Origin of the sequence: Halobacillus litoralis, assembly GCF_020524085.2 — a bacterium.
Classification (GTDB): Bacteria; Bacillota; Bacilli; order Bacillales; family Halobacillaceae; genus Halobacillus; species Halobacillus litoralis_E.
The window spans coordinates 2,868,751-2,895,521 of the sequence record NZ_CP129016.1 but is presented as its reverse complement, the minus strand read 5'-3'; the positions used below and the strand labels follow the sequence as shown (position 1 = coordinate 2,895,521).

Genomic DNA, 26,771 nt, shown 5'->3' with positions numbered 1-26,771 from the left:
ATATTAAAAATATCCACGCTCGTTTCCCCACTCAAGAAACAGATCATAATCTTCAAATACCTTTCTTTCATAATGATGAGCCCACAAACTGAGCTGCTGTCGGAACCTCTTTTTCTCTGTCCCGATCGCTTCCATAATGCTGTCTTCACTATGATAGTCGAGCATTCCTTCGTCAATATCCACATCCGCTCTCGCATGGATTTTTGCACTCACTTTTGCCATGGTCTTTACCGTCTTTTTGACAGACTTAAGATCACTTAGATGCTTTTCTTTAACATCCTTGGAAAAAGGCGATCGTTCCCTCACGTAAAATTCTTTCCCTTCCATAGTAAAGTAGCCGAGAAATGGATCGGAGAGGTGGTGCATCGCCCGCTGAGTGTGAATGACTCTTCTTCCCTGATGTTTATGATCGTTCCAGAACTTTTCATCATAGGGAAAGAAATAAGCAGGGATAGGAGTTCGCGCTTCTTTTGCTTCAAGGATGATATCATCCTCATGAGCTTCGTGAGACGCACCTTCAATAAGAATGTAATACCTCTTCAAGCCGGTCGAGCCGATTCCCGCTCCAGTCTTTTTTACCACATCCTTGATGCGGTAATAGTCCTTCGCTTTCTTGTTCTTTTCTTCCAAGGATTGATAATACTCTTCCCACGCTCTTTCTAACAATCGTTTCTCGTGTTTAGAAACGGAAGACAGCTTGTCTTTCCCGATATCAAAAGAACGTATGGACTCGTGATTGATCATCGTCTGCTTTTCCAGTTCGTGTGACAAACTTCTTTGCTCCGCTTTTTTAATGGCCTTTTTGACAGGACCTTTTGTGGACTCTTTCGTAAATTGAACTTTCTCCGGGCTCAATTCTCGATGATGGTAAGCTTCTATTTGCTTCACGTACGTCTTCAAGTATCGATGAACCATCTCTTCCTTGGCTTCATCATCATACGAAAGGGACTGCATCATTAAACGTATACTAACGACCATGCGTAGGACGTCGTATAGATATGAACCTAGATAACCTTCATCGAAGTCGTCCACATCGAAGACAATCTCTTTGTTTTCGTTTTGAAAGACACTGAAGTTGTTGAAATGCAAATCTCCCATGAGCCATGTCGGTTTGTCCGCGGGTGTATGAAAGGTAAAGGGAAGCTCTGTGGTATCATGAAAGAACAAGTAGGCACTTCCTCTAAAAAAGCTGTAAGGATCAGCTTTCATTTTGTTATACTTCTTCTTTCTTTCTTTTTCAGATAATGCCATTAAATCCCCATCAAATTTATCCAAAACAGTAGAAAGTGAAATCTTTCTTAAGCTCTGTTTGGTTTCACGCATCTGCTTTATTTTTTGATCCATGGTTTCCCCTCCCTTAGATATAAGAAAAAGCGATTGCCTGATAAGCAACCGCTTTTTTCTTTAAGACTCTGATTTATAGTATAAACTATTATTTTCGACAACTTGAAGCACTTTGTTTTCTTCTTCCATATCACTTCCGCACATGGGACACTTCTTGTTATCATTCGTTCTGAAGTTATCTCTCATCCAGCAGTTGCAGTCTTCGGACGTACAAACCCAAATCTTCGTATCTTCTTCTTTGATCTCTGCCTGATTTTTCTTTCCGAAAGCCATCGGCGTAGCCCCCCCTTTAGAATGTCATGATATAAAAGAGACTGACCTTCAAAAGCCAGTCTCTTTCTATTTTTTATTATAGTTTCGTGACGTTTGCAGCTTGTGGTCCGCGATTGCCTTCTGTCACTTCAAACTCTACAGCTTGACCTTCCTCTAGAGACTTGAAGCCTTCTTCGTTGATCGCGCTGAAGTGTACAAATACATCATCTTCACCTTCAACCTCGATAAAACCAAAACCTTTTTCCGCGTTAAACCACTTCACTGTACCTGTTTTCATAGGGATGGATCCTCCAATGTTTCAAAAATTAATATGCGTTTTGCAATAAAGAAAAAATCACATATTATAAAAAGTACCAATAAGGATTGATCACTCTTTATAATAGGTGATTGGAAGTGCGAACTTCTGAATATTGGTAAATTTTATCCTTTTATACACTATACTATGACTCACCGGTGAAGTCAAGCAGAGCGTGCTGTGCTATTAACGTTACACGACTAGTATATACGTGGAGAAGGTGAATTATTCCATTCCGTCAAGATCTTTCAATAATAGCACAAGCGATTCTTTTCCCTGCATTGCCGCTAGGCTGGGACTGGTAGTCATCAGGTCCTTCATGGATGATTACAGATTTGCCAATGATGTCACTCACTTTGAACCGATCAGTGAAAAATATCATCCGTGCTCTTCCTTGATTGGAAAACAAAACGGGGAAGTCTCCCGCATGATTCCCGTGGGGCTGCTCATCTGGATTCCAGTGTCCACCTGCAGATGCGAAAGGATCCTTGCCGTCCCCGATTTCACACACCCCTTTTTCATGGATGTGAAACCCATGAGGTCCAATCTGCTTTCCGTTTTTTGGCTTGTTGAAATCAGGCAGGCCCTCTACCTGTACAAAAACCTCGACGCCGTAGGGCATTTGGTAAAATTGGATGGTCCCTTTCAAGTTGGGAGCAAGTGGACTACTCAAAAATTTCGCTTGCGCTGTTTCAGAAGCATACGTTTGTCTATAGGGACCGTTTTGGATATACACTGAATAACACCTACCTTTCTGTCTATACTTATGGCTTCCGCTGTCTTCTTATACCAGAGTTTTTCAGCAAAACAAATCCCCCTTTCCGAGGAGGAGGAAGAAATCCTTAGAAAAGGGGAAGCTGATGTATTACCTTATGTGTTGGTTTAGTAAATTAGAACTTAGGAATTTGAGATAGGATCTTTTCCAAGTCTTTTGTGTTTTCTGGTCGTTCAAGGTGAGATTGAAGTTGAGTGAAATGGTCTGACACATCCTCTTTCCAAATGTTCATACATTCCGCATACCTTCTCTGCCACAACTCTGTATAATGGTCAATAACCAGTGATTCAAGTGTTTCCAATTGCGCTTTCAGCTCCGGAGAAAGAAGAGCTGCCATGGATTCCCTCATCTCTTCTTTCTCATTTCGTTCAAAGAAAGCTTTTGGGTTTCTGAAAAATTTTCGCAAGCCAGCTTTTTCTTTTTCTCCAATGTCAACATTTCCACTTAGTATCGGAAGAGGGAATGTTCCTTCTTCGATCATCGACAATTGAAGGAAGGGGCGGATTTTATAAAGATCACTTTCAATCCTTTCTTTGGACTGATTTACTAACTGGTCCATGAACCTCTCCATCCGCACACAAACCGCTTTCACTTCCTGGAGCATTTCAAAACTCAATTCATCCAGAAGCTGCTTCTGAGCAACCTTCAATGCTTCTTTTGAATCTCCCTTGTTTTGAATGGTGGCTGGATTGAAGTGCCGCTTGAACAGATCATTAAAGTTGAGCATCATTCGTTCATGTACAAAGTGAATCTGTTTATCCGCTTTGTTATGAATAGCGTCTTCCGCCCCCTGACCGAAATTCTTCTCAAGCGTCTCGCGTATGTGATGGTATTCCTCTTTCGTCTTTTCAATTTCTTCACGGCGCTCTTGTTCGTTGAGCTGACTTGCAGCGATGAAGTTCTCAAGGACTTGTCTTATGTTCTTAATATCCTTATCCATCGCATGAATCATCATCTGTGCGAGGTCTTCGTGAAGGAAAGAATGGAAGCTTTCTTCAAAAGCGTGCAGGCCTGACTTCAAATCTTTTCCATCCATTTTCTCATCGAGTGCTTGTAAACTCGATATAGAGAAAAGTTTCGGGTGGCGTATTTGGAACTCATTCAATTGCCCTCTCACATAGCTTTCCACCTGCTTCCGTTCCTCATCGGATGATGCCAAATCTGCTGCATTGATGAGGAAGAACATTTTATCAAGGCTGAAGCTATCCTTTACACGGCCTAGCTGTTTAAGGAACGTTTGATCAGCATGTGAAAATGGATGGTTATAATAGGTGACAAATAAAACGGCATCCGCATCCTTGATGTATTCAAAACTCACATCTGTATGACGTGCGTTGACAGAGTCCGCTCCAGGGGTATCTACGAGAGTGACTCCCGCTTCCGTCCACGGGCAGTCATAGAAGAGTTCCATAGACTCGATGAAACAGGATTTTTCTTCCTTAGAAACATACGATGAAAAATCATCCCATGACACATCGATGCACCTTCCCAGATTCTGTTTCATAGTTGGATAACCGTCTATGAAAGCACGTAAAAAGGAGTGTTTCTTATGGTCAAGTGGCTGCCAATCTTTTTCCTTCATATGGTTAGCTTTCGTATGAAGATCCTCCAGAGTATGAGCGCTGAGATCAAGGGCCTCAAGAATTGGAGATAAATCTTCCAGCATCTCTGCTTCTGTCTTCACATAAGCGTCAATCGAGCGGTCCGGTTTTCCAGCATGAGATGGAGAAATTTTATTGATCGTCGCTGTAGTCGGATTTGGAGAAACAGGCAGTACCAGGTCTCCCAGCAGGGCATTAGCAAAACTTGATTTCCCCGCACTGAATGCTCCGAATAGGGCGATTGTATAATGTCTGTCCTCCAGACGGTTTCGTTTTTTCTTTAATTGAGCATAGAGCCGCTTCGTACCTTCAAGTGAGTGGATGTTTTCCAATGTTTCCTCTGCACGGAGAAGTGCCTGGTCGATGGAAGAACCACTTTTTTTTAGAAGGCGCTGGACGAGGGTCGAGGTCTTCCTCTTCAATGACCGGCGTTTCAGCAGGAATTTCATCAGCACTTTTAAAAATCATCTTTTCTTGTCGTTCTTTCCATCTCTCACTGATCCATAATCTCTCTTCTTCCGAGGTCTCTTTTCCCAAGTATTCTTCTAGGTTATGACGGTAGTCTTTGATTTCTTCATTTAAAACCTCTAGTCGTTTTTCGATTTCCTGCTTTCTATCAGCCGCTTCAAAAACTTCTTTATGCTGGTCGACCATTTCTTGTTGATTGGCCGCGACCGCTTCGAGGAATAAAAGCTTCCATTCTTGTATGAAACGACGCGCTTCCTTTTGGATATCTTTTGACACATCATCCGTGTAACGTAATACGTAAGAACCTGTGACAGACGCTCCACGTTCGACAAGAGCATACAACCGTTCCTCAGGATAATGGAAGGTCTCTTTTTGCACATGTTCGAGCAGCCGCTGGTCACTGATCGAATAGCTTTCCATCAGCTCAAGCATTCGTTCCCGCAGCGGCCAGTACAGGTTTTTCTCCACTGACTCTGTAAGCTTCTTATAAAATGCATGTTTCCTTGCTGAGCGTTCTTCATCTGTTTTCTTTTGCGTGAAAAGAATTCCCACTTTAAAGTCCGGTTGTACAGACTGTAAATATGCCTCCGCATATTCACGTAGAGCGCTGGGCATGAGATAAGCATTCGAAATGAATTGGCTGACCCTCTCCTGAAAGTGTGCTTCTGCTTGTTCATAGAGAGCTTGCTGGTGTTCGAGCTCATTAACATGGAAGGGACTTTGATCGATCTTTCCCTCCCAATTTTCCTTTTCTTCTCGAAGCTGTGCCATCTCACCTTCGATCAGTTCCGAATAATTCATCACCGCTTCTTCGGCAATCCATTTCACTTGCGTTTCCGCTTGTCTTTCCAGTTGGGAGATGGAAAAGAGGGAGCGGAAGTCTTCCTTTAACGTTTGAAATTCATTGAAAGGAAGGGAATAATCTCTCAAGGAAGTGAAATAGATTTCTTCAGGGGCTATGCCCCATTTTTTGAAGGCGTTTCTTACCGTTTTTTGATAGGTTTCAAAAGAAAGCTCTTTTTCTACATGTTTATCCACCTGGTTTGATCACCACTGAAAAAGGTGTTTTTCGACGCTGCATTTCCAATAGAAACATAAGGTTCACTTCAGACTGTACATGGTTATAGTCCATCACATAATACATGTAATCCATCAAATGAAGGGATGATTCAGTAATCAAACGGTCCGCGTCATTCGTGGAATCTACTCCTGGTGTATCGACGATCGACACATGAGGAGGCAAAGACTGTCCTGGTTGTGAGATTTCAAGTCCTGTAATTTTCTCACCATCTTTACAGAGCGCTTTAATCGTTTCCAGATCGATATCCGCATCATATCGGACGACCGTTCCATCTTGAAAATGGACAAGTGTATAGGGGTCCCCTGTCTTTAACCGAACGATATTCGCACTAGTAGGAATGGGGCTTGAGGGGAGAAGGTCATTCTCTAATAGCGTATTGATCAAAGTGGATTTTCCAGCTGAAAAGTGCCCCGCGAAGCCGACGATCATTTCTTCTTGGATCAACTTTCCATATAAATCCAATACTTTCTCTTTTTGTTCTTCATTTCCTTGATCTTTTAAAAAAGCGTATAAATTCTGAATTTTACCGATGCTTACATCTGTCAAATGGCTCATGTCTCGTCTCCTTTGCCGTACAATGTCCTCCCTCATTTTACTCTGAAGAACTGTGTTTCCTCAAGGGGGAGATATTTATAACGAATGGTCATCCATGTAGGGAATCGTTTGATCCGTATCCAATTCCCCATAAACCTTACTAGGAAGAACCGTCCTTCCATTCAGCCAGTCACCGAATAAAATCACGGATGGCTCCGTATCTCCACCGAGTCCAAAATGAAGAGTTAAAGATCCTGGACTGTAGCAGGTTGTATGGATTGTGCCGGTCCATTGTTTATACCCATGAGAAAAGATCGGTCCGTAGGAGTCATTCAATAAATGAAAAGCCTCCAATTCATCAAAAATATAAGCTTGACGGCTTTTGAGGTCATCCAGTCTTTCCTGTGAATCGGAGAGATGCCTGCGGTTTTCTTTCTCAAGTTCCGTGAAGTGATTCGTACAAGCCATCCCTTCTTTCACGGTGACCCCGCGAGGAGAGCCTTCAATGACTTTTGATGTTCCTTCTTTATCAAATACTACATAGTTAAACGAATGTCTGTGAGGGAGTTTTTTCAATAGGTGAACCGCTTCCTTGGTCGTTTTACATGTTTCTAAGACCATTCTTGTCAGCAGACAACAAATAAACCCGTCTTCCGGGTGAATTCTGTTAACGAAATTATATCCAATACAAAGTCCATGTTCGTTCATTCCGTCTGTACGTCCGATGATGCGCTGGGAGGGTCCGATGCTCGCATAACCATCTTCGGGTTGAAACAAAACCAACCGGCCCTCATACGTTTTGGGGTGGTAATCATAATTTCTTGCAAAGTATCCGTTTCCTGTCAAAATGGAGCAGCCTGAACCTTCCCAGTCCTGTTGAAACCCGCTGTATTCATGAACGACTTCTTCCAAAGACCATTGTAATCCTTCAGCAAGACCTCTGAGCTCGTCGAAGAGACCCATTGAATAAAGATCCATTTGTTCTTTTACCACTTGAACATCAACATCGTATCGAAGCCTCGATCGTTTCCTTCTTTGTTCGTGGTGTTTATATAAAAGCGTATGTTTCAAATGTTTTCCCTGTTCGTACCCGAAGTCGTCATAACGACCGCGGAATGCAAGCAACTGGGAATAAAAAGGTTTCATTTCTCCGCCCATTCCTTATGCAGTTGAGGATGGTGAAGGATATGGTTGTGGTCTGTTCCTTGAATGATGTGGATCTCAACGTTCCAATGCTCATTTACATACCGCTGGAATGTATCATGCAATAGAACTTCATCCTCACTTCCCACATAAATGGACACTCTACCCTTTATATCATGTAGCAATTCTGGGGGGATTTTTTCAAGAAACCTTGAGGCAAGGAGTCGGAAGCTCAAAGTTAGTTTTTCAGTTTTGTTGAACTCATCGGGAATTTCCGCAACAGTCCTGTTATTGAATCGATGGATATTCATCTTATACAAAGTCATGAGAAGCATGACTTTCTTGTCGAATACCGTATAATCCACATCGGTTCGATCAGTGGACTGCTCGGTCGCATCCTCATGATAGACAGGCAAAGTAGGATGAAAGAATGGAGCGATAAACAAGTATTCACTGGCAGCGCTCTTGTTTGTTTGAATCAACCTCAATAGGTTGGCACAGCCCATGGAGTGTCCGGCCATGGTCACTTTTTCATACCCCTTTTTTTCAATGAAATGGATGAAATCAAATAAATCGTCATCATATTGCCCAATGTAGTCAATGTCCCCTCTCTTTTGACTCTGATCATACCCTCTTAACACAGGAAAATAAATATCAGCGTCACGGAGACATTCCTGAGCAAAAGCTTCATGATGATGAAATTCGGCTGTAATCCCGTGTACGATAATAATCGCTTCCTTAGAAGAGGTCTCCTTCTTAAGAAGCGCATATTGTAAACGAGTAAAATCCCTGGCTGTGTAACTAGACCACATGACCTTTGTCATTCTCTCCACCCCTTTTTTTGCAAATACGTTCTAAATTCTGGCACTTTCCATTCTTCTATGAACTTTTGTTCGATAGATTTCATGTAGTTTTCAGAGAGGTATTTCGAACCTCCTCGATGAATTTCTTCTGCATAATGAAAAGGTGGAGCGATTTCAGCTTTCTTTTCAATAACCGTGAAAGAAAGAGCAGGGATTGTCATTCCGTCATCTCCGATCACATGAACAATCGTTGGTCTATAGACCTTCGTTTCCACCCCTTCCCTTCGATATAAATACTCTCTTGCCTCTCTTCCAACTTCATAAACAACTCCTTCCACGTGAGAACCAGGGTGTTCGGTAATATCAGCTCGTGAACCGTCCTCGAAATGAGTGGAAAAAGAAAGCCTGTAATCGTTAAGCATCCCTTTCCCTTTGATTGTAGTAAATAAATGGTCAACTCCATGCTCGCATAATCTGGAATTGTCCATACATGACCCATAAGCGAAATAATGGAGATGCTCCCTTTGAATAGATCGATGGACTTTCCAATCGTGATTGTGGACCTCTTCACCTGCAGCTTCTCGCGGCCAATAATAGACGAACGCTTCTTTTACTCCTTGTGGTGTAGAAACTTCGCACATCTCCCGTACGAAATATGGATCCTCTGAATCCTTGGAATAGCCTTCTAATTCATCCAACACGGCTAATAATGAAGAGGGAATGTCGTACAATTCTCCATAGGTGATCTCCTGATCGTTTTTTATGAGAAGCGGATAATAAGAATGTCCCGTATACAACGTACCTTTCACAAAAGCTTGTTCTGAAAGACATGTCGCTTCTTTCATATAATGATGATTTTCCTGATTTTTGCAAAGAGAACCGTAAACAAAAACGTTCATCTCACTCTTCCTCCTACTGTAGATCTTTAGCTGATAAAAAGTTTTTCGTTGTTTTAGCATGAGTCACTGCATTTTGTACTGCTTTTTCAACCGCTCTGACAGCCATGACTCCTAGACTGTTGTAGTCACAGGAAATTTTCCCTGACCCAGCAAAAAACATTGTGTCGCCATCAACGAATGTATGGGAAGGACGAATGGTACGTGCAAGGCCGGCATGGGACATGGCCGCCAGTTTGTTTGCTGCCGGTTTATCTACCTTCGCATTAGTAACCACGGCACCAATGGTCGTATTCCCGTGAAATCGATTGGTCGGTCCCTCTTTCATTTGATCCATCAACACATCTTCACTATTTAAGAAACTACCCTCTCTCTGTATGCCGGCGATGATTTGGCCAGTCTCAGGATTGATGACATCCCCAAAACAATTAACGGCAACGACCGCACCCACTTTTACGTCCCCCACTTGAATGGAATAATGCCCCAATCCGCCTTTCATACTAAAAGAAGGTCCTTTCCCTTTTCCAACTGTCGCCCCTGCACCTGCTCCATAATTCCCCTGTTTCAAATGTGAATGCTTGAAAGCAGCTGCTGCAGCTTCATAACCCATTTTAGCATCCGGGCGCATGCCCTGGTCGTTTTCTCTTAAGTCAAACAAAATGGCACCAGGGGCGACCGGGACTCGAGTTACCCCTACATCAAAACCGATCCCTTCCTCTTCCAAATATTTCATCACTCCTGAACCAACCTCAAGACCAAAAGCACTGCCTCCAGACAGAAATACGCCGTGAACCTGTTGCACAAGATTTTCAGATTTCAAGGCATCGGTCTCCCTCGTACCTGGAGCCCCGCCCCGGACATCCACACCTGCCGTGGCACCGTCTTTACTCAGAATAACTGTGCACCCTGTGTGATGATTTTCACTTTCTTTTTGACCAAAAAAGAACCCTTCAATTTCCGTGATATCAATCTCATTCATCATACATCCACTCCTTTTTAAGGTTTGCCGAATTCTATTTTTGGGGAAACAAGAGGATAGATGAGGAGGTGTAAGAATGGAAAACAATCAGATAACCGTCCACGGCCGCGTTCAAGGTGTCGGTTTCCGTGCTGCAACTAAACAGATCGCTGAACAGATCGGTATTTCAGGATGGGTGAAAAATCAGCCCGACGGCACCGTTCTTATTGAAGCGGAAGGAGAGCATGGAAAATTACAGCAGTTCATAAAAGAAATAGATGAGGGGCCTACACCTTTCAGTAAAGTAGAAGCACTCGATGTTAAAAATAAAGATAAAATCAATAATTACAAGAAATTTAAAGTAGTACAATGAAGATGACCGCATCCCTGCGGTCATCTTTTTTTCATTTACTTTTGATGCATGGGACGTACGATGACCTCATTTACATTCACATAAGATGGCTGAGTCACTGCATAAGCAACGGCACGGGCAATATCATCCGCTTCCAGCGGATCCATGCTACGGTTTTTGAACATATCAATGACCTCTCCGTCTGTAATGTGGTCGGTAAGTTCTGTATCCACGGCTCCCGGTGAAACGTTCGTCACTCGGACGCCCGATTTAGAAAGTTCTTTTTCCATTCCCATCGAAAGAGCTTTTACCGCATATTTTGTCGCACTGTAAACGGTGCTGGATGGAAAGACTTCATGCCCAGCAACAGAGGAAACATTAACGATATGACCGGACTCCTGTTCAATCATGGTAGGCAGGCTTGCATGGATGCCGTATAAAACCCCTTTAATATTAACATCAACCATCTGTTCCCATTCATCCACGTGGTCATTCTTTAAGAAGGAGAGCAACATAACTCCTGCATTATTAATGAAAAGATCCACCGTATTGAATGCTGATTTCGTTTCTGAAACTAGCTTCTCCACATCTTCTCTTTTCGTTACATCTGTTTCTACCACTTTCGCTTCTACATTATATTGTTCAATAATTTCTTCTGCGAGTTCATTAAGCTTTTCTGCTCTTCTAGCTGCGAGTACAACATTCGCCCCATCATTTGCTAAATGGTGAGCAATCGCTTTACCGATTCCGCTGCTGGCCCCTGTTATGATCGCTGTTTGATTTTTTAGTTTTGTCATGATCTGTGTCCTCCCTTGTAATCATTCTTTTTCTATCTACCCTGCATAAAGAAGAATTATTCACTTATCAACCCACTGACCTAAAAGCACTCTTAACTATTCGATTATATGGCAAGATTATTGAAGAGTGATTTTTAGTTATTGTGTTAGATAAAGAAGGGATCGAAAGATATGAAAAAGACCGCCTCTTCAGGAAAGAGACGGTCTGGTTATGATACTTATTGTTCTTCAAAGAACTTACGGTTAATCTCGATGTATGGAGTTTCTTCTTCTGGTACCTCGTCCTCGATATAAATCGCTTCAACTGGACAAACTGCTTCACACGCACCACAATCTATGCAAATCGCAGGGTCGATATAGAACATATCTTTCCCTTCTTCGATACAATCAACTGGGCACACATCCACGCATTCTCCAGCTTTTTCATCTTTACAAGGGGATGTGATTACAAATGCCATATCTATTTCTCCTCCTTTTATATAATTTCGTGTGCTTATTAAATACTATTCACCCATAATGGCTAAGATAAACACCACAATATACTATAACGATTTTGATAAAAAATCGCAATTCCCGTAGTTGTTCGACCATTTTCGCATCGAACTGAAAAAGAAATGGGAAGGATGATCTCAGTCTTCCCAAATGCGTTCGACTGTATATTCTCCTCCTTGTTTTTGTACAAGAAAAACATCTGGACGGGAGAGACGCTTCCATTCATAAAAACCGATTTCACGGTTATATTTTTGCAGTAATAAGGCGAGCAGGTTCCCGTGAGTAACAAGGAGAACGTTTCCACAATCCTCATTTTCAAGTTCATCAATCAGAGAAAGGACACGTTTCTTAGCTTCTGTCGAGGATTCCCCTCCCGTTAGTTTCAGCTCAGGGTCGACAAACGTGTCATGAAGGACTTCTTCCCAGTCATCCAGAGGTTCGCGGCTAAGGACACGCTCTTCTAAACGGTCATCCATTTCGATGGTCACATTATTTTTTCTGGCAAAAGGCTTAATCGTTTCAATCGCCCGCAAATAAGGACTTGAGATGATGCGGTCAATGTTGTGCCCGTACTTCTCTAAAAAAGCCGCAAGCATTTGGGCCTGCCTGATGCCCGTCTTTGTTAACGGGGAATCTTCATGTTGACCTTCCGTTTCGCTGTGACGCACTAAAAATAATTTCTCCATTGCTACCCATCCTCCCCTTTCCATCACTTATGTCCATTATGGCTGATGGAACGAGTGTTTACAAGAAAAGTTGTAGAAGACATCACTTCCTATAGACACACTTTCCTCTATGCCAGGTCTCTAATACTTTTATATCCTTCAGCTTTTCAGTTTCTATTTCCTCGGGATGCTTGTCCAGGATTACAAAATCAGCTTGATAACCAGGTTCTATTTTACCCTTTTCTTGTTCTCTATATTCGAGCTCAGCTGGAGTTTTTGTAAAACCGATAAAAGATTCCTTTACGCTTATTTTTTCCTGCGGCATCCAGCCGCCTTCTGGGTTTCCATTAAGGTCTGTCCGGTTGACAGCCGAGAATATGGTCGTAAAAGGATTCAGCGCACCAATAGGAAGATCAGAGCTCAACGTTAATGGGACCTGCTCTTTTAAAAGGCTTTCATAAGCATCACAATATGGCAGAAGGCTTTCCGGTGTCCATTTCCCTTTTTCGCTCCACTCATCAAGAAGAAAGGAAGGCTGTGTTTCAATGTAAGGCTTCAACTCTCTCAAGCGGGCAATCAGATCAGGAGCAAGCGTCTGGGCATGAATAATCCGGTGCCTAAAACATTTCGTCGCCTCCTTCGATTTCTCAAGCGCCGTAATCGCCTGATCAACAGCACGATCCCCGATGGCATGCATGGCCACCTGCATATCATTGTCACTTGCATATTTGACCATATCATCGAGCTGTTCCTGGGTATAAATCAAACGGCCGTCTGTACTCGGTTCTACAGGATAAGGGTTCCTCATGGCTGCCGTATAAAGCCGCTGGGTACCGTCTAAGAAAATCTTGAAAGACCCTACTCTCACTTGAGGTGTTCCTTGACCTGTGCGAAGATCATTTTCCTTACAATAGGATTTCATGTCATCAATATTAAAAACATAATGATGTAGTTGTACATCGATCGGTAAAGTTTCTTCATGTTCTAGTTCTGTATAGGCCTGCCACAACCGTTGATAAGAACCGATGAAGTTAATATCATCCGTATGCACAGAGGTCAGGCCGTGTTGACTAAGGTGAGGCATCGCTTTCTTTAATGCTTCTTTTGCATCTTCGGCGGACCGTCCCCAAAAATGGTGCTTAATATAATGAACCGCCGTATCTTTAAAGCGGCCATTCCAGTTCCCATGTTCATCTTTTTCTTTAAATTCATCCGGTTCTTTCTTGAAATCCTCTTCTTCTTTCAACAGATCCATCGCCTGTTCACTAATGACACATTCATGACCATCCTGATGCATGAAGTACATATACGCATTCACTTGAATTTCATTTAAGTCTTCTGCTGTTAAAAGATGGTCGATATCATCAAAGTTTCCATCGTTGAATCCCTTCCCAAAAACCCAGTCGTATTGCTGCAGTTCATCATAATGATTCTCGACAACAGCTTTCATTTCTTCCCAGCTCGTTACTTGGGTAAGGTCTAATTCCTTCTTTAACAGACCGTAACGGAGAAGGTGCATATGGCTATCGTTGAAGGCCGGAGAAAGGACTCGTCCTCTTCCATCTACGACATCTTCCTCACCATCATAAGGTGACTCATAAATGGACTCAATCTTCTCCCCTTTTATTTTAATCGCATAAGCGCGGTCACTCTCATAGGTTTGATGAGGCTGGTAGATTCTAACGTTATCCAAAATCATGGCATACTCTTCCTTTCAAGTATTTTTTAATAACCATTACCCCACATCATCTTTTTTATAAACATGGGAACAAATCCCTATAGGAAGGAATTTTTCTTTTGAGAGGAATGGAAGAAAGTTTGCAGCCATAGAAAAAGCCAGGGGAATGGTTCCCTGGCTTTTCAATCGTTTACACTTCTTTGAAATACTCCTTATAGAAACCGCCCATCCGGCCGGAATTATCAATAATAAAGTAAAACTCTTCACTTTCATTTTTTACATCATACACTTTGCCTGGAGTAAGAACGTTGTTTACAACGAATTTTTTTGCATCGTTATGAACACACTCGATTTGTTTGATGGTTTCATTGTTTTCCCAATTTTTGTGAATCATAGAGCATCCTCCTTGGTTTCTGTGTACCTATCATACAATGAACGTAGAGATGACTCAATAAAACAAATGATTAAAATTGACTTTTATACCAATCTGCTGCTGTTTTCACTTCATTTTCTGTCAATTGATGCCCCATACGCTCCCAATGAACGGTGACATTGGCTCCAGCTTTGGTTAATAGCTCTTCTAAGTCTTTGGTTTCTTGAGCTGGACAGATCGGGTCATTTTCACCGGCACCGATAAATACAGGAAGACCTGATTGGTCAGGAAGTTCTATCCCTCTCCGCGGGACCATTGGATGAAACAGCAAAGCCCCCCGCAAACTATCTTTGTAATGAAACAACAGACTTCCTGCAATGTTCGCTCCATTGGAATATCCTGCTGCAATGATATGGTTACGATCGAATCCGTACTCTTTGCTGGCTTCATCAAGGAATTCGTTCAACTCATCCGTTCTTTCTATTAAGTCTTCTTCATCGAAGACTCCTTCTCTTAGACGTTTGAAAAAACGTGGCATTCCATTCTCTGATACATTCCCTCTTACAGATAAGATCGATGCATCTGGATCAATCATCTTTGCTATAGGCAGCAAATCTTGTTCTGTACCCCCTGTGCCATGAAGAAGCAACAAGGTGCGTTCAGACTTTCCTTTTTGGAAAATATGTTTCATATTCATTGCGCTCACCTCTTATTTTCTGATTTACATAATATTTTTCTGGGTACCTAGTTCATTCTAAAATTATTTTATCTTCAATTCGAGATAATGTCAAAATTCATGTTCTTAGCTTTTTGAACAACCAGGGGAGCAACAGGACGATCATCAACAAACGAATGGTCTGCAAAGAGCTGACAATGGCAGGTTCACTACCTGTTTGTTCTGCTGTGATAGACATTTCTACAAGTCCACCTGGAGCCAGAGCTAAAACAGCTGTCTTTAGGTCCATGGTTGTCCACCAGCTTAATAAAAAGGCCATCCCAATTCCTATTCCGATCATGGACACTGCCAATGCAAAGAAAGCGATGCAAGTCTTTCCAGCAGATATAATCTCCCTTAAAGATACCGTATGTCCCAAGTATGTGCCTATAAGGAACTGGGCAAAAGTGAAGAGCACACCTGGCAATGGGTAGAATGACACACCTGCTGTCTTTAGTGCCCCTATAAAAAGCATAGGAATGATCACGAGAGCAGCCGGGATCCAGTCTCTCACCTGCCAGCCAATGAAAGCAGCTACCATATATAAAGGAATGGTATAATACAAGCCTTTTTCCATACCTCCTGTTACGCCGGCAACAACAGTTGTTGAGACATCAAAATTTCCATGGGTAACGAAAAACGGAATAATAAAAAGAACGCTGATTAAACGTAAGGTATGGAAAATCGTAACAAGCGTACTGTTCCCTTTCATAGATTCGCTGACAGCAATCATGACTGACAACCCTCCTGGAGAACTTCCAACAAGCGCCGTTGTTTTGTCAACTGTCCCATGCTTTGCAATGTACAAACCAGCTAATAAGCTGATCGCAATCATCAATGAGGTAAGAAGAGTATAAGGGAGCAGGTAAGGACCGATAGAATGAAAGGTGTTCGCACTGAACGTCAGACCAATTTGAATTCCTAGTAGAACAAAAGCGATGTTTTTTCCTACCGGTACCGTTTCCGATTTCATTGACGTGAAGTATTTAGCAAGTACAACGAACACGACCGGCCCCAATATCCATGGGATCGGGATGTTTAACAAATCGAACAAAAGACCGCCTGGCAATGCGATTAAATAAGTCTTCATCTTGTTCGAAGGTTTCATGGGGCCACCGCTCCTTTCGGAAAATATAACAAGACAAAAAATCAGATAAATACAACAAACCGCTTCCCTCTCGGAAAGCGGTTTGCCTATTTGTTTCTCACACCAAATTCGATCATTCTAAAAAGTTGATCCGTCATCTCTTTCACTCCATATTTATGCCTGGTGGGAAATAAGATGGAATGGAAAATGAGATCAGCAACCATCTCGCTTTCTATATCATCTTTCCATAGCCCCGACCTCTTCGCTTCATCAATCCATTCCAACATTTGCTCATAAGTTCCCATAAGGTCTTCATGGATCTTTGTGCGATAGAATATGGCTAAGGTTTGATCACTGCTCTGCAGCTCCCGAATCATTTGATCGATGTGATGAGTTTCTGCATGATCAAGAAAAATAAATAGGAGGTCGTAAAGCTTTTTATTAGGCTCTTCCTCTTCCGGAATCGCTTCAATTTGTTTATTCATCTCTTCCATCATATTTCTCATGTAGGAGAGAATGAGGTCTTCTTTATTTTTAAAGTATTCGTAAAGCGTACTTCTGCTCACCTGGAGTTCCGTTGAGAGTTTTTTAAAATGAACCCCATGGATTCCCTCTTTCCTGAGCAATGCGCCTGTCTCTTTTAATATTTCTTCTTTTGTAAGAATTCGTTTTCTTCCCAATGCGGTACCTCCTCAAACTACCTTCATTATATCATCATCAAAGGTGAGAGGGGCGCCCGAGGGATTTCATTGAAAAAGGTATGTCAAATATCCATATCCTCTTTCTTCCATCTCTTCTTTAGGAATGAACTGCAAAGCAGCAGAATTGATGCAGTAGCGCAATCCTCCTTGATCTTTGGGTCCATCTTCGAACACATGACCGAGATGGGAGTCGGCACGGTCACTTCGGATTTCCGTACGGAACATTCCATGAGACCGATCGACTTCTTCTTTCACCTGCTGCTTTTCAATGGGCTTTGTAAAGCTAGGCCAACCACAACCCGCATCATATTTATCTTTTGAACTGAACAGTGGTTCTCCTGAAACAATGTCAACATAGATGCCTTCATCTTCGTGATCATAAAATTCATTTTGAAAAGGGCGCTCGGTCGCGTTCTCCTGCGTAACTTTATACTGGATATCGGTTAGACGCTGCTTCAATTCTTCCTGGTCTTTTTCATAACTCCATTGATCTTTTATAAAATCAGCTCGTCCAGACCCTTTCTTGTACCGTTTGTAATGAAAGCGATTTTTCTTATAATAATCCTGATGCTTATCTTCAGCAGGATAAAACGTTTCTGCCGGCAGAATTTCCGTTACAATCGGGGCTTTGAATTTTTCTGATGATGCAAGCTCTTTTTTACTCTTTTCAGCCACTTGCCTTTGTTTCTCGTTGTGATAGTAGATAGCTGTCGTATAAGAGTGGCCTCGATCAGCAAATTGACCTCCGGCATCCGTGGGATCGATTTGCTGCCAAAAAAGCTCAACGAGTCGCTCATAAGAAAAAATGGCCGGATCGAAAGTGATCTGTACCGCTTCCCTGTGCCCCGTCGTTTCTGTGACCACCTGTAAGTATGTCGGGTTTTCTGTATGTCCTCCTGTATAGCCTGAAACGATGGATTCGATTGCAGGGCGTTCATCGAAAGGTTCGACCATACACCAGAAGCATCCCCCTGCGAATGTTGCTTTTTCTAATTGTGTACTCAATATAAAACCTCCTAAAGGCATAGGTTCTTACTTCTATAATTGGATATGTTCTTATTCTTGCTAACTCAACAAAAAAAATCAAGCTACACGCACAGCCTAAATGAATAATTTAGGCTGTGATGCACCTTGAGATCGTTTTTTCTCTTTTTTGTCGAGAACACTCGTTGAGTCCCATTCTTGAGAAACAGACGCTTTCTCACTGCTTTCGTCCAATGATACAAGACTCTCATCATCATCATCGTCAGGTTCATTCATAATCTTCATCATATTGATCATGGCAGGAATATTTTTCAGCATCGGTCCGTATTGCTGCATCATAGGTGCTGCCGATTGCATGGCTTTAAGTGCTGTCTGCATGTGACCAAGCCATCCAGCTCCTCCTGTTTTTGCAGCTGTCCCTGCAGCACCAAGAGCCTGTGCACCAAAACCAGTACCTCCACCTCCGCCGAGAACTCCCGGGAGTCCAGATCCGAACCCAAAACCTGTATTTCCTAAAAAGCCTGGAGCACCAAAGCCGCCGAAGCCCCGGCTTCCCGCATTTATATACGGCGCCATTGAGCGCATCATTTGCGGTGCAGCTTGCTGAAACCCTGGGAATTGGCCCATAGGAGGGAAAGGCGGTTGACCTGTCGGAAACATAAAAACCCCTCCGAAACGTTAGAATACTCTAGCATATGCCTTTTTTATAAACTGGTTTGGGCTCCTGTCTTTGTGTTAGCAGGTGGTAACGACCAATCCACTGGTTCCATCCCGTTGTTATATAAAAATGTATTCGCCTTAGAAAAGGGACGGCTACCAAAAAAGCCTTTGTGTGCGGCAAACGGGCTGGGATGGGAAGAAGTAAGCACCAAATGTTTTTCCCGATCGATGAACGCCCCTTTCTTTTGTGCATGTTTCCCCCACAAAAAGAATACAACCGGCTTCGTTCTTTCATTTAATGACTGAATAACAGCATCTGTGAACTTTTCCCATCCTAATTCTCTGTGTGAATTCGCCTCCCCTTCCTTCACTGTTAATACATCGTTTAAAAGGAGCACCCCTTGTTTTGTCCAAGAATGAAGGGAGCCATGGTCCGGAGGTTGAACACCTAAATCCTCCTGTAGTTCTTTGTAAATATTACGAAGAGATGGTGGAATGCGATTGCCGGGTCGTACGGAAAAACTGAGACCATGAGCCTGGTTCTTTCCATGATAAGGATCCTAGCCAAGAATCACTACTTTAGTTGACGCATATGGAGTGCATTCTAAGGCTGCAAAAATATCATGATAGGCAGGATGGATGACATGCTTTTTGTATTCCTTCTCCATAATCCTCTGTAATTCTTTAAAATAATCTTTTGTAAACTCTTCGTTCAGGAGATCTGACCAATCATTCGCTGGTTGGATCATCCGAACACCTCCTACATGAGCATTTCCCATGGGAAATTTAAGATATTTCCCGGGCAAGCGCAAAATATGACAGGTATCTTTCTAAATTCTTTAAATACGACTAGCGAATGAAGAGATTTATGCTGTACCTTGGCGCTTTTTAGACAAGACCATCCGAAGAGGAGGAAATATTCCTTCCTCCTTTTATTGAAAAACAAATTCCACTTTCGATCCTTCAGGTCCTGCATCAATCTGCAACTTCGCAGGAATTTCCTCTTTCAATTGCTGCACGTGGGAAATAATACCGAGCATCCTGTTGCCGTCCTGCAAACTTCTAAGGCAGCCAATCGCTTGTTCTAACGAAAGGTCATCAAGCGTTCCAAAGCCTTCATCGATGAACAATGTGTCCAATTGAACACCTCCAGCATGGGCCTGAACGACATCAGCCATTCCAAGAGCTAAACTTAAGGATGTTTTGAAACCTTCCCCACCAGATAATGTTCTTACTGAACGCTGTTGACCCGTATGATGATCAATCACTTCAAGATCGAGCCCACTTTGAGCACCGCGCTTAGCTATAGAATCACTTCGGATCAGTTGATAACGGTGGTCCGTCATCTGATCGAGGCGCAAATTGGCCTGTATGAGAATTTCATCCAAATAAGAGGCTAGCACATACCTCTCCAATGAGAGACGTAAATGATTGTCCCCGTTGGAAATCTGAGCAAGCTCAGCAATATCGTAATATTTTGCAGCAAGCTCCCCTTGTTCTTCTACCAGCGCTCGGATGTTGTCTCGAATGGACTCATTTTGTTGTAGAGACATATGAAGATGATTAACCATTTCCCGCTGCTCGTTCAGTTTTTCCTGCATTTCTTCCAACTTCTCCTGAACGGCATGTAATTCTGGACGGTCTTTTTCTTTTAGCTTCTGGTCCAATTCTTCCAAATGCTCGTTGACAACCTGAACCCGTTGTTGGTGCTGCTGAATTTCGTTAATCATTTGTTCCATTTTTTGAGGTGTTCGTATAGCCGATTGATATTGCTCGATTGAGTCAAAAGAAAATTGAACAAGCGTTTGATCAAATTCCGTTTTCCGTTGTTCTAAAGCCTTCTCCGCCTGCTCCAAGTATTTCTGACCTTCTTCTACAGCTGTTTGGATTTTCTGCCATTCGTCCCTTTTGCTTTGATATAAGCTTTGGATTTCTTTCCATTTTTCATCTGCTTCTTTGAATGACTTTTCAAGCTTGGCCGCTTCTTCTACTAATATATCAGGATGTTCGGTCGTGGAAGGCAGATTTTCTTTCAATGATTCCAACTCTGTTTTTCGTTTGGTTTGCTCCTGCTGTTGGTCATTGATTTTTTGTTGAAGTGCGTCTTTTTCTTTTTTTAGTGATTCCAGTTGTTGATCCATCTGGTCCATTTTTTTCTCGGTGGATTGCAAGTCTTCAATTTGTTCTTTAAGGTCGTTATATTCTTTGAAGACCTTTTCCATATTCCAAACGCAGATTTGTCTTTCTTTTTCGATCGAATCTTCAGAGAGTTCATGTTCTATTTTTAAATCACTCCACAAACTTTCTGTCAATTGACGCTGGGCTTCTCCTTCAGATTTCACCTGAACTAATTCATCTTGTGCTTTCTCGAAAGATTGCTCAGCTTCTCCATGCCTCTCTCTAAGTCGCTCCACCTGTTCTTCACTCATCACACCATCCGGTTTCCCTGCCGGGTGTGGGTGGTCTGATGAACCGCACACAGGACACGGTGTGTCATCACTTAAATGTAAGGATAAGGTGTATGCATGATGTTTTCTTATTTCATCCAATGCTTTTTCATAGGATTCTTTGGCTTTTTGTGACGTTTGTTTCCTTTCCTGATAGTGTTTGGAAACAGACTGATAACGTGAGCGGAGCTTTGCCAACTGAAGCCATTCTTTGGATAAGCGTTCAATGGTTTCTTTTCTTAATTTCAGGGTCTGATAGGACTGCTTTTTCTCATAAGCCGCTTCTCTTAAAGTCCTTTCGCCTTTCAATTTTTCTTTCATCCACTTTGTGTCATCTAGAATCTTTTGTTCCGTTTCATTCAAGCCTGAGAGGGCACGTCGATGATTGGCCATCTCTTTTTCGAGATTTTTTAGTCCTTGATTCTTTTTCAAAAACTCTTCTAAATGCTCTTTTTCTCTCAATTTTTGCTGCCAGGATTCTTTTAACTGTTCACGGTTTTCTTGTTGATCTGCTTCTTTTACATACTCTTCCTGAACCTTATCAAACTCCGATTTCACACGATTGTAAGTTTCTTTTCTCTCTTTTTGACTCGAAAGGAGCTGCTCAAGCTCACTTTTTCGTTCTTCATACTGCTTCTCATACGAACGGACCTCCGCTGCCTGTTTTGCAAGAGCATATTCTTTCTCCAGACCTTTGATAACAGTTGAATGTTCGTTAAGATTCTGACGTTCCGTGGACAACTTGTCTCTTTCTTCAAATAAATCCAGGAGCTGTTTTGATTCGAAATACTGGTTTTGCATGTGATCGGTCGTTTGCTTGAGTTGATTCATATAGTTTTTTTGTTCCGTCATCCATTCTATTTGATGATTGATCCGTTGACTCAAGCGTTCTCGGACTTTTGAAAGTTCTTCGTTCTCCAATTCACTGTCTGCTTCTTCGCCCCAAACGATTCTCTCTTTCTCCTGAGAAATTTTCCATTCAAATTGCTTGATCTCTGTTTCCAGTTCCTTCGACTGTTTCTTGAAGTAGTCAGTCACTTCAGCGAAGAATTCTGTTTTAAAGATACGTTGCAAGATTTCCTCTCTCTCTTTACTGTTTTCAGAGATTAATTTTCGGAATTCACCTTGTGGAATCATGATCATTTTCCGGAATTGTTCATAATCAAGACCAAGGATGTCTTCAATGTGTTCGTTCACTTCTTTAATTTTCGATGCTACCAGTTTCTCTTCATCACCTTGATGGATATAAAAGTCGGCACGGGCAGGCTCCTCTTTCCAACCCTCACCACGCTCCTTTTTTTTCGTTTGTTTTGGCATACGCACAATGCGGTACGTTTTGCCTCGTAATTCAAAAGTGAATTCTACATAGGTTGGCTCGTTTGAATCGGCGAAATGACTACGCATTGAGTCCTGGTCCCGATCGCTGCCACTAGCACGTCCATAGAGGGCAAAACACATCGCATCAAAAATCGTTGTTTTCCCTGCGCCAGTCGGTCCGGTGATGAGGAAGATCGACTCTTCTCCTAAAGTCGTAAAATCCACCACTTGCTTATGACGATAAGGACCAAAAGCCGCCATCGTAAGAGTGAGTGCTTTCATCTTATTTCCCCCTCTCTTCTTTTCTTAGCTTATCTATGGCTTGTTCGATCAATTCTTTCCGTTCCTGCGGGATTGCTTCCCCTTTAATGTCTTCATAAAAAGATGCGAAAAGATCAGCAGGCGAAAGTTTCTGACGTTTTTTCACTTCCTGCAGTTCTTCCATTTGCAGATTCGTTTTTGACCTCCGTCTTTCCAAATGAAGGATATTCGGGTACACCTTGCGTAATTTGCCCATGGGATCAACAAGTTGTCCATCATCTAAGAGACGCACATGCAAGTAGTTTTCAGGATGTTCAGTGGCTTCTCCCGTAAGGAGGTCTTCAAAATAACCTTCAATGACTTGGAAGTCTCTAATCGGCGTGAGTGGGATTTTTTCTATTTCACAAGAACCTTCCCGATCCATATCAATCAGCGTCACAGATTTCGCATGATTGACTTCAGAAAATGAATATTTCAATATCGATCCGCTGTACCGTATATAATCTTCTGTTACTCTTTGGGGCTGATGAAGGTGACCGAGGGCGACATAAGAAAAGGCTTTGAATAAACGGGCATCCACATAGGGGCTGCCACCAATCATAGAGAGGCGCTCTTCAGATTCCGATTCCATCCCTCCAGCTAAAAAGGAGTGACCGACCCAGACATGACGATCATCCATGTTAAAACGTTGCTCGATATCCCCGATCAGAACTTCTGCTGCCTGTTGATGGGTTTTAATGTGTTCATCTTCAAACGCATAAGCCACTTCAGCAGGCTCTACATATGGAATAAGATGAAAGTGGACAGGTCCGTCTTGGTCGTACAATGTCACAGGTTCTCTATCTTTTTGTAATTTCGTATCTAAAAAGAGCCCTTGTCTCCTGAACATTTGACTGCCGAAGTTCAAGCGATCGGGACTGTCATGGTTGCCTGAAATCGCTAGGACAGGAACCCGGAAATCATTGATGAGGGTCGTTAAGGTTTCATTCAGTAATTCAACCGCTTGTTTTGGTGGGATGGAACGATCGTAGAGGTCCCCTGCTATGATGATGACATCCGGCTTTTCGCTCTCTACAACTTCAACGAATTGCTTAAGGATATAGCGTTGGTCTTCTGTCATATGTACATAGTTCACGATTTTCCCCAAATGCCAGTCAGCCGTGTGTAAAATCTTCATGGATTCACCTCTCTTTTACTCTTCTTCTATTTTGTATTTCTCATATAATTGATCGAAAACGGATAAAGCTGAAGGGAATGGTGCATTCCACTCTAAATAGGAGCTAATCTCATCATAAGATTTTGCCTGTTTTGGAAAACTGTGGTCATCGAACATCCATTCAGCGAGTTGCTTTTCATCATTATTTTTCTTGTTCCCTCTATATCTCATCATGTAGTGGTAAAAAGATCTCATTCGTTCTGTTCCTCCTCGCATATTCCTACATTATTTTTATCATGTTCCGGCCTTTACAGCAAAAGATATTATTGCAAAACAGAGAACAGGTCTATTTAGCAAATTGAAGAAAAACTTCAAATAAAAAGCCCAGAGATGTGTATCTCTGGGCCGATCAAGTGCCTCGTTATTTATTGACTACCTCTAATCATCAGATTCCATGAATTCCCTGTGATTTTGAAGTTTCTTACGATAAACGATCCTCGATAGGATGATGCTTACCTCATACAAAAGAATCAAAGGAACTGCAACAACCAATTGCAAGATGAAATCCGGTGGGGAGATGATCGTTCCGATAATGATCAAGATAAAATACGCATACTTACGTACTTTCACAAGAAAGACGGGATTCACGATCCCGAGACTCGTCAAGAACATGATGAGGATGGGGATTTCAAATAGAACCGCAAAAGGAATCGTTACTCTGAATAGAAATCGGAAATAACGCTCCACCGTATAAATTTCATTGAACATTCCATTATTGAGAGACAAGAGAAAAGGCAGGATCAGCTGAACAAATACGATGTAACCAAAAGTGAGCCCCGCAAGGAAAAGTAAAAAGATCGCGGGTACATATGAAAGCGAAACCCGCCGCTCTTTAGGTGTTAAAGCGGGTTTGACGAATAGCCATATCTGCAGCGATAAAATGGGCAAAGTTCCTACAATTGCTACTAGGCTTGCTATTGTGAAAATAATCCATATGATTTCACCTGGACTCGTCATATTCAATTCAAAAGGTAAATCTTTAATAAAGAATATCTGTATTTTTTCAACATAGATAAAACCGACAATGAAGAAAGTGATAAAAAAAGCTAACGTCCATAAAACGCGTTTACGCAACTCGCTCAAGTGATCGGTCACATTCATTTCGATATCCTGAGTTATTTTTTGTTCTGACACTACATTCACCTCCAGGCTGATAGGAGCCTGACAAAAAGAAGATGTAAGGGAAAACCCCTTACACCTTCTTTATTCATTTTATTCTTTGGTTTTCTTTTCTGACTTACTGCTTTCATCATCAGACATAATGTCGCCTGTTGCTTTCTTAAATTCCTTAAGGGAGCTTCCAAATGCTTTCCCGATTTCAGGAAGTTTAGAAGGACCAAAAACGACAAGTGCGATGATTAAGATCAGAATGAGACCTGGTACACCAATGCTTGATAACATGGTCAATCACTCCATTAATTATGTCTTTTAAAAATTTGTGCTTATGTTATTTGTTCGTTTTTTCTTCACTAGAGTCACTTGTAAGTTCACGAGCAGAATTTTTGAATTCTTTTAACGTTTCTCCAGCAGCCTTTCCGATTTCAGGCAATTTTTTCGGGCCGAAAATGACTAACGCAATCGTCAAAATCAAAATCAGACCTGGTATTCCGATACTTGACAGCATGTCCATTCACCGCCTTCAACACGTACTTTATATCCATTTTACAAGAGTAGACAAAGAAAAGAAACAACTTCACCTAAAATTATTACCATCTTTATCTTCCCTATCATACCATGCGTTGTATTCTATTGTCTCTACCTCTTCCACTTTTTAAACAACTCTCTTGCTCTCGTGTATTCCCCTGGGGTGTTCATATTAAAAAAGTGCATGGAAACCTTTTCTTGATCGATGCCAGGGTAAGTGGACAGTTCTTTGACCTTTATATCATCAAACAGCCCTAGGACTTTCCTGCCGCCTTGAGATAGATAAGACTCCAGTTTGTCTAAAATCCGGTGATGATACACTCCGGATATCGGTTGATATCGTCCCTCATAGATCGGAATCACCGCATCCACTGATTCATCCGCCTCTTGGATCAAGTGATGATAAACCTTCTCGCTGACAAAAGGAGTGTCACATGCGGCCATGACAAACCATGTGGCTTTTTTTTCTTTCATGACCGCATGCAATCCAGCAAGTGGGCCTGCATCTTCGTAAATGTCTTCGACGACCGGGTATGGAACGTTATTTCCTTCATTCTGATTCACTACGATGGTGTCGGTCACTCTTGATAAAGTCGATGCAATCAACTCCAGTGAGGTCATAGAACCGAAAGCCAAGGAGGACTTAGCGGTTCCCATTCTTGTCGATCCTCCACCATTGAGGACCACTCCACACAAATGCTTATGTTGCATCAGGAGCTTTTCCGGTCGTAGGTACGGAAATAATAGTCATACGGGTTCTTTTCATCTTTTAGACCCTTCGTCTCAGAAACAAGTGTCCACTCGGTTTCGTCATACTCTGGAAAATAAGTATCCCCATCAAAGCTCGCATCAATATAGGTCAAATACATACGGTCTGCATAAGGAAGCATTTTTTCGAAAAGGACGCTTCCCCCAATGACGAACCATTCTTTATTGGGATTATTCTTCTCCATTTGAAGAATTTCATCAATGGAATGGATCACTGTACACCCTTCCCGGTCGTAATTTTCATTGCTTGTAATTACGACGTGCTCACGCTCAGGTAGAGGTTGAGGAAAAGACTCAAATGTTTTCCTTCCCATGATGATTGTTTTCCCCCATGTGGTGTCTTTGAAGAATTTAAAGTCGTTCGGAATATGCCACGGCAAATCATTGTCTTTTCCGATCAATCGGTTTTTATCCATGGCAAAGATAAATGAAATCATCCTTAA

At 42.1% G+C, this 26,771-nt stretch carries 30 protein-coding genes and 1 pseudogene; 1 reads left to right on the top strand and 30 read right to left on the bottom strand.

Annotated elements, in window-relative coordinates; genetic code table 11:
* Positions 1-3: 3 nt before the first annotated feature.
* The 11 genes from LC065_RS14860 to LC065_RS14810 form a co-directional block, all read right to left on the bottom strand.
* Positions 4-1,344 (bottom strand): DUF2252 domain-containing protein, encoded by a 1,341-nt coding sequence (locus LC065_RS14860; protein WP_226589649.1) that lies wholly within the window; start codon positions 1,342-1,344, stop codon positions 4-6.
* A 60-nt stretch (positions 1,345-1,404) separates the two neighbouring features.
* Positions 1,405-1,617, bottom strand: a complete 213-nt coding sequence (locus LC065_RS14855; protein ID WP_226589652.1) for a cold-shock protein — start codon at positions 1,615-1,617, stop codon at positions 1,405-1,407.
* A gap of 76 nt (positions 1,618-1,693) precedes the next feature.
* Positions 1,694-1,894: a cold-shock protein gene (locus LC065_RS14850; RefSeq protein WP_027954344.1), complete on the bottom strand. Its 201-nt coding sequence runs from the start codon at positions 1,892-1,894 to the stop codon at positions 1,694-1,696.
* Between the two features lie 256 nt (positions 1,895-2,150).
* Positions 2,151-2,648 (bottom strand): superoxide dismutase family protein, encoded by a 498-nt coding sequence (locus LC065_RS14845; protein ID WP_226589654.1) that lies wholly within the window; start codon positions 2,646-2,648, stop codon positions 2,151-2,153.
* 154 nt (positions 2,649-2,802) lie between these two features.
* Positions 2,803-4,620, bottom strand: coding sequence for a dynamin family protein (locus LC065_RS14840; RefSeq protein WP_306163951.1), 1,818 nt, complete (start codon positions 4,618-4,620; stop codon positions 2,803-2,805).
* Entirely contained in the window at positions 4,598-5,794 is a 1,197-nt protein-coding gene (locus tag LC065_RS14835) for a hypothetical protein (protein WP_306163521.1), read from the bottom strand. Before LC065_RS14835 ends, LC065_RS14840 begins: the two co-directional genes overlap by 23 nt.
* Positions 5,787-6,392 (bottom strand): dynamin family protein, encoded by a 606-nt coding sequence (locus tag LC065_RS14830; protein WP_306163520.1) that lies wholly within the window; start codon positions 6,390-6,392, stop codon positions 5,787-5,789. The genes LC065_RS14835 and LC065_RS14830 overlap by 8 nt, the downstream gene beginning before the upstream one ends.
* 75 nt (positions 6,393-6,467) lie before the next feature.
* Positions 6,468-7,517: a C45 family autoproteolytic acyltransferase/hydrolase gene (locus LC065_RS14825; RefSeq protein WP_226589658.1), complete on the bottom strand. Its 1,050-nt coding sequence runs from the start codon at positions 7,515-7,517 to the stop codon at positions 6,468-6,470.
* Entirely contained in the window at positions 7,514-8,338 is an 825-nt protein-coding gene (locus LC065_RS14820; protein WP_226589660.1) for an alpha/beta hydrolase, read from the bottom strand. The genes LC065_RS14825 and LC065_RS14820 overlap by 4 nt, the downstream gene beginning before the upstream one ends.
* Entirely contained in the window at positions 8,335-9,216 is an 882-nt protein-coding gene (locus tag LC065_RS14815) for a gamma-glutamylcyclotransferase family protein (protein WP_226589662.1), read from the bottom strand. The genes LC065_RS14820 and LC065_RS14815 overlap by 4 nt, the downstream gene beginning before the upstream one ends.
* Before the next feature lie 13 nt (positions 9,217-9,229).
* On the bottom strand, positions 9,230-10,192 hold the full coding sequence (locus LC065_RS14810) for a P1 family peptidase (protein ID WP_226589664.1): 963 nt from the start codon (positions 10,190-10,192) through the stop codon (positions 9,230-9,232).
* Between the two features lie 76 nt (positions 10,193-10,268).
* Between LC065_RS14810 and LC065_RS14805 the strand changes: the two genes are divergently transcribed.
* Positions 10,269-10,544 carry an acylphosphatase gene (locus LC065_RS14805; RefSeq protein WP_226589666.1) on the top strand — a complete coding sequence of 92 codons (276 nt, stop codon included), beginning with the start codon at positions 10,269-10,271 and terminating at the stop codon, positions 10,542-10,544.
* Positions 10,545-10,579: 35 nt separating this feature from the next.
* Here LC065_RS14805 and LC065_RS14800 read toward each other — a convergent pair whose 3' ends face one another.
* From LC065_RS14800 to LC065_RS14710, 19 genes and pseudogenes are all read right to left on the bottom strand, one after another.
* Positions 10,580-11,320 (bottom strand): SDR family oxidoreductase, encoded by a 741-nt coding sequence (locus LC065_RS14800; RefSeq protein ID WP_226589669.1) that lies wholly within the window; start codon positions 11,318-11,320, stop codon positions 10,580-10,582.
* 218 nt (positions 11,321-11,538) lie between these two features.
* Positions 11,539-11,778 (bottom strand): ferredoxin family protein, encoded by a 240-nt coding sequence (locus LC065_RS14795; RefSeq protein ID WP_089652514.1) that lies wholly within the window; start codon positions 11,776-11,778, stop codon positions 11,539-11,541.
* A 171-nt stretch (positions 11,779-11,949) separates the two neighbouring features.
* Positions 11,950-12,498 (bottom strand): histidine phosphatase family protein, encoded by a 549-nt coding sequence (locus LC065_RS14790; RefSeq protein WP_226589671.1) that lies wholly within the window; start codon positions 12,496-12,498, stop codon positions 11,950-11,952.
* Positions 12,499-12,580: 82 nt separating this feature from the next.
* Positions 12,581-14,176 (bottom strand): amidohydrolase, encoded by a 1,596-nt coding sequence (locus LC065_RS14785; RefSeq protein WP_226589674.1) that lies wholly within the window; start codon positions 14,174-14,176, stop codon positions 12,581-12,583.
* A 169-nt stretch (positions 14,177-14,345) separates the two neighbouring features.
* Positions 14,346-14,549: a DUF6501 family protein gene (locus LC065_RS14780; protein WP_226589676.1), complete on the bottom strand. Its 204-nt coding sequence runs from the start codon at positions 14,547-14,549 to the stop codon at positions 14,346-14,348.
* Between the two features lie 70 nt (positions 14,550-14,619).
* A complete protein-coding gene (locus LC065_RS14775) occupies positions 14,620-15,219 on the bottom strand; it encodes an alpha/beta hydrolase (protein ID WP_226591641.1) in 600 nt (199 codons plus the stop codon).
* A 103-nt stretch (positions 15,220-15,322) separates the two neighbouring features.
* Positions 15,323-16,351 (bottom strand): AbrB family transcriptional regulator, encoded by a 1,029-nt coding sequence (locus LC065_RS14770; RefSeq protein WP_226589678.1) that lies wholly within the window; start codon positions 16,349-16,351, stop codon positions 15,323-15,325.
* Between the two features lie 86 nt (positions 16,352-16,437).
* Positions 16,438-17,010, bottom strand: coding sequence for a TetR/AcrR family transcriptional regulator (locus LC065_RS14765; RefSeq protein ID WP_226589679.1), 573 nt, complete (start codon positions 17,008-17,010; stop codon positions 16,438-16,440).
* A gap of 66 nt (positions 17,011-17,076) precedes the next feature.
* Positions 17,077-18,036, bottom strand: coding sequence for a peptide-methionine (R)-S-oxide reductase MsrB (gene msrB, locus LC065_RS14760; protein WP_306163519.1), 960 nt, complete (start codon positions 18,034-18,036; stop codon positions 17,077-17,079).
* A gap of 96 nt (positions 18,037-18,132) precedes the next feature.
* On the bottom strand, positions 18,133-18,675 hold the full coding sequence (locus LC065_RS14755) for a YqfQ family protein (protein ID WP_226589682.1): 543 nt from the start codon (positions 18,673-18,675) through the stop codon (positions 18,133-18,135).
* Between the two features lie 44 nt (positions 18,676-18,719).
* Positions 18,720-19,424 (bottom strand): annotated as a pseudogene (locus LC065_RS14750) (uracil-DNA glycosylase).
* Positions 19,425-19,607: 183 nt separating this feature from the next.
* A complete protein-coding gene (locus LC065_RS14745; protein WP_226589685.1) occupies positions 19,608-22,721 on the bottom strand; it encodes an AAA family ATPase in 3,114 nt (1,037 codons plus the stop codon).
* Between the two features lies 1 nt (position 22,722).
* Positions 22,723-23,877, bottom strand: a complete 1,155-nt coding sequence (locus LC065_RS14740; protein WP_306163518.1) for an exonuclease SbcCD subunit D — start codon at positions 23,875-23,877, stop codon at positions 22,723-22,725.
* 15 nt (positions 23,878-23,892) lie between these two features.
* Complete coding sequence (locus tag LC065_RS14735) at positions 23,893-24,111, bottom strand: YozE family protein (protein ID WP_089652524.1); 219 nt, start codon at positions 24,109-24,111, stop codon at positions 23,893-23,895.
* A gap of 183 nt (positions 24,112-24,294) precedes the next feature.
* Complete coding sequence (gene tatC / locus LC065_RS14730) at positions 24,295-25,017, bottom strand: twin-arginine translocase subunit TatC (RefSeq protein ID WP_264187795.1); 723 nt, start codon at positions 25,015-25,017, stop codon at positions 24,295-24,297.
* Between the two features lie 111 nt (positions 25,018-25,128).
* The gene (locus tag LC065_RS14725) at positions 25,129-25,317 is read right to left on the bottom strand and encodes a twin-arginine translocase TatA/TatE family subunit (RefSeq protein WP_226589690.1); all 189 of its coding nucleotides are present in this window, start codon (positions 25,315-25,317) and stop codon (positions 25,129-25,131) included.
* A gap of 46 nt (positions 25,318-25,363) precedes the next feature.
* Positions 25,364-25,540, bottom strand: a complete 177-nt coding sequence (locus LC065_RS14720; protein WP_160913814.1) for a twin-arginine translocase TatA/TatE family subunit — start codon at positions 25,538-25,540, stop codon at positions 25,364-25,366.
* A gap of 131 nt (positions 25,541-25,671) precedes the next feature.
* Entirely contained in the window at positions 25,672-26,271 is a 600-nt protein-coding gene (gene mobA / locus LC065_RS14715; RefSeq protein ID WP_226589691.1) for a molybdenum cofactor guanylyltransferase, read from the bottom strand.
* Complete coding sequence (locus LC065_RS14710) at positions 26,271-26,765, bottom strand: dihydrofolate reductase (RefSeq protein ID WP_226589692.1); 495 nt, start codon at positions 26,763-26,765, stop codon at positions 26,271-26,273. Before LC065_RS14710 ends, mobA begins: the two co-directional genes overlap by 1 nt.
* Positions 26,766-26,771: the final 6 nt, after the last annotated feature.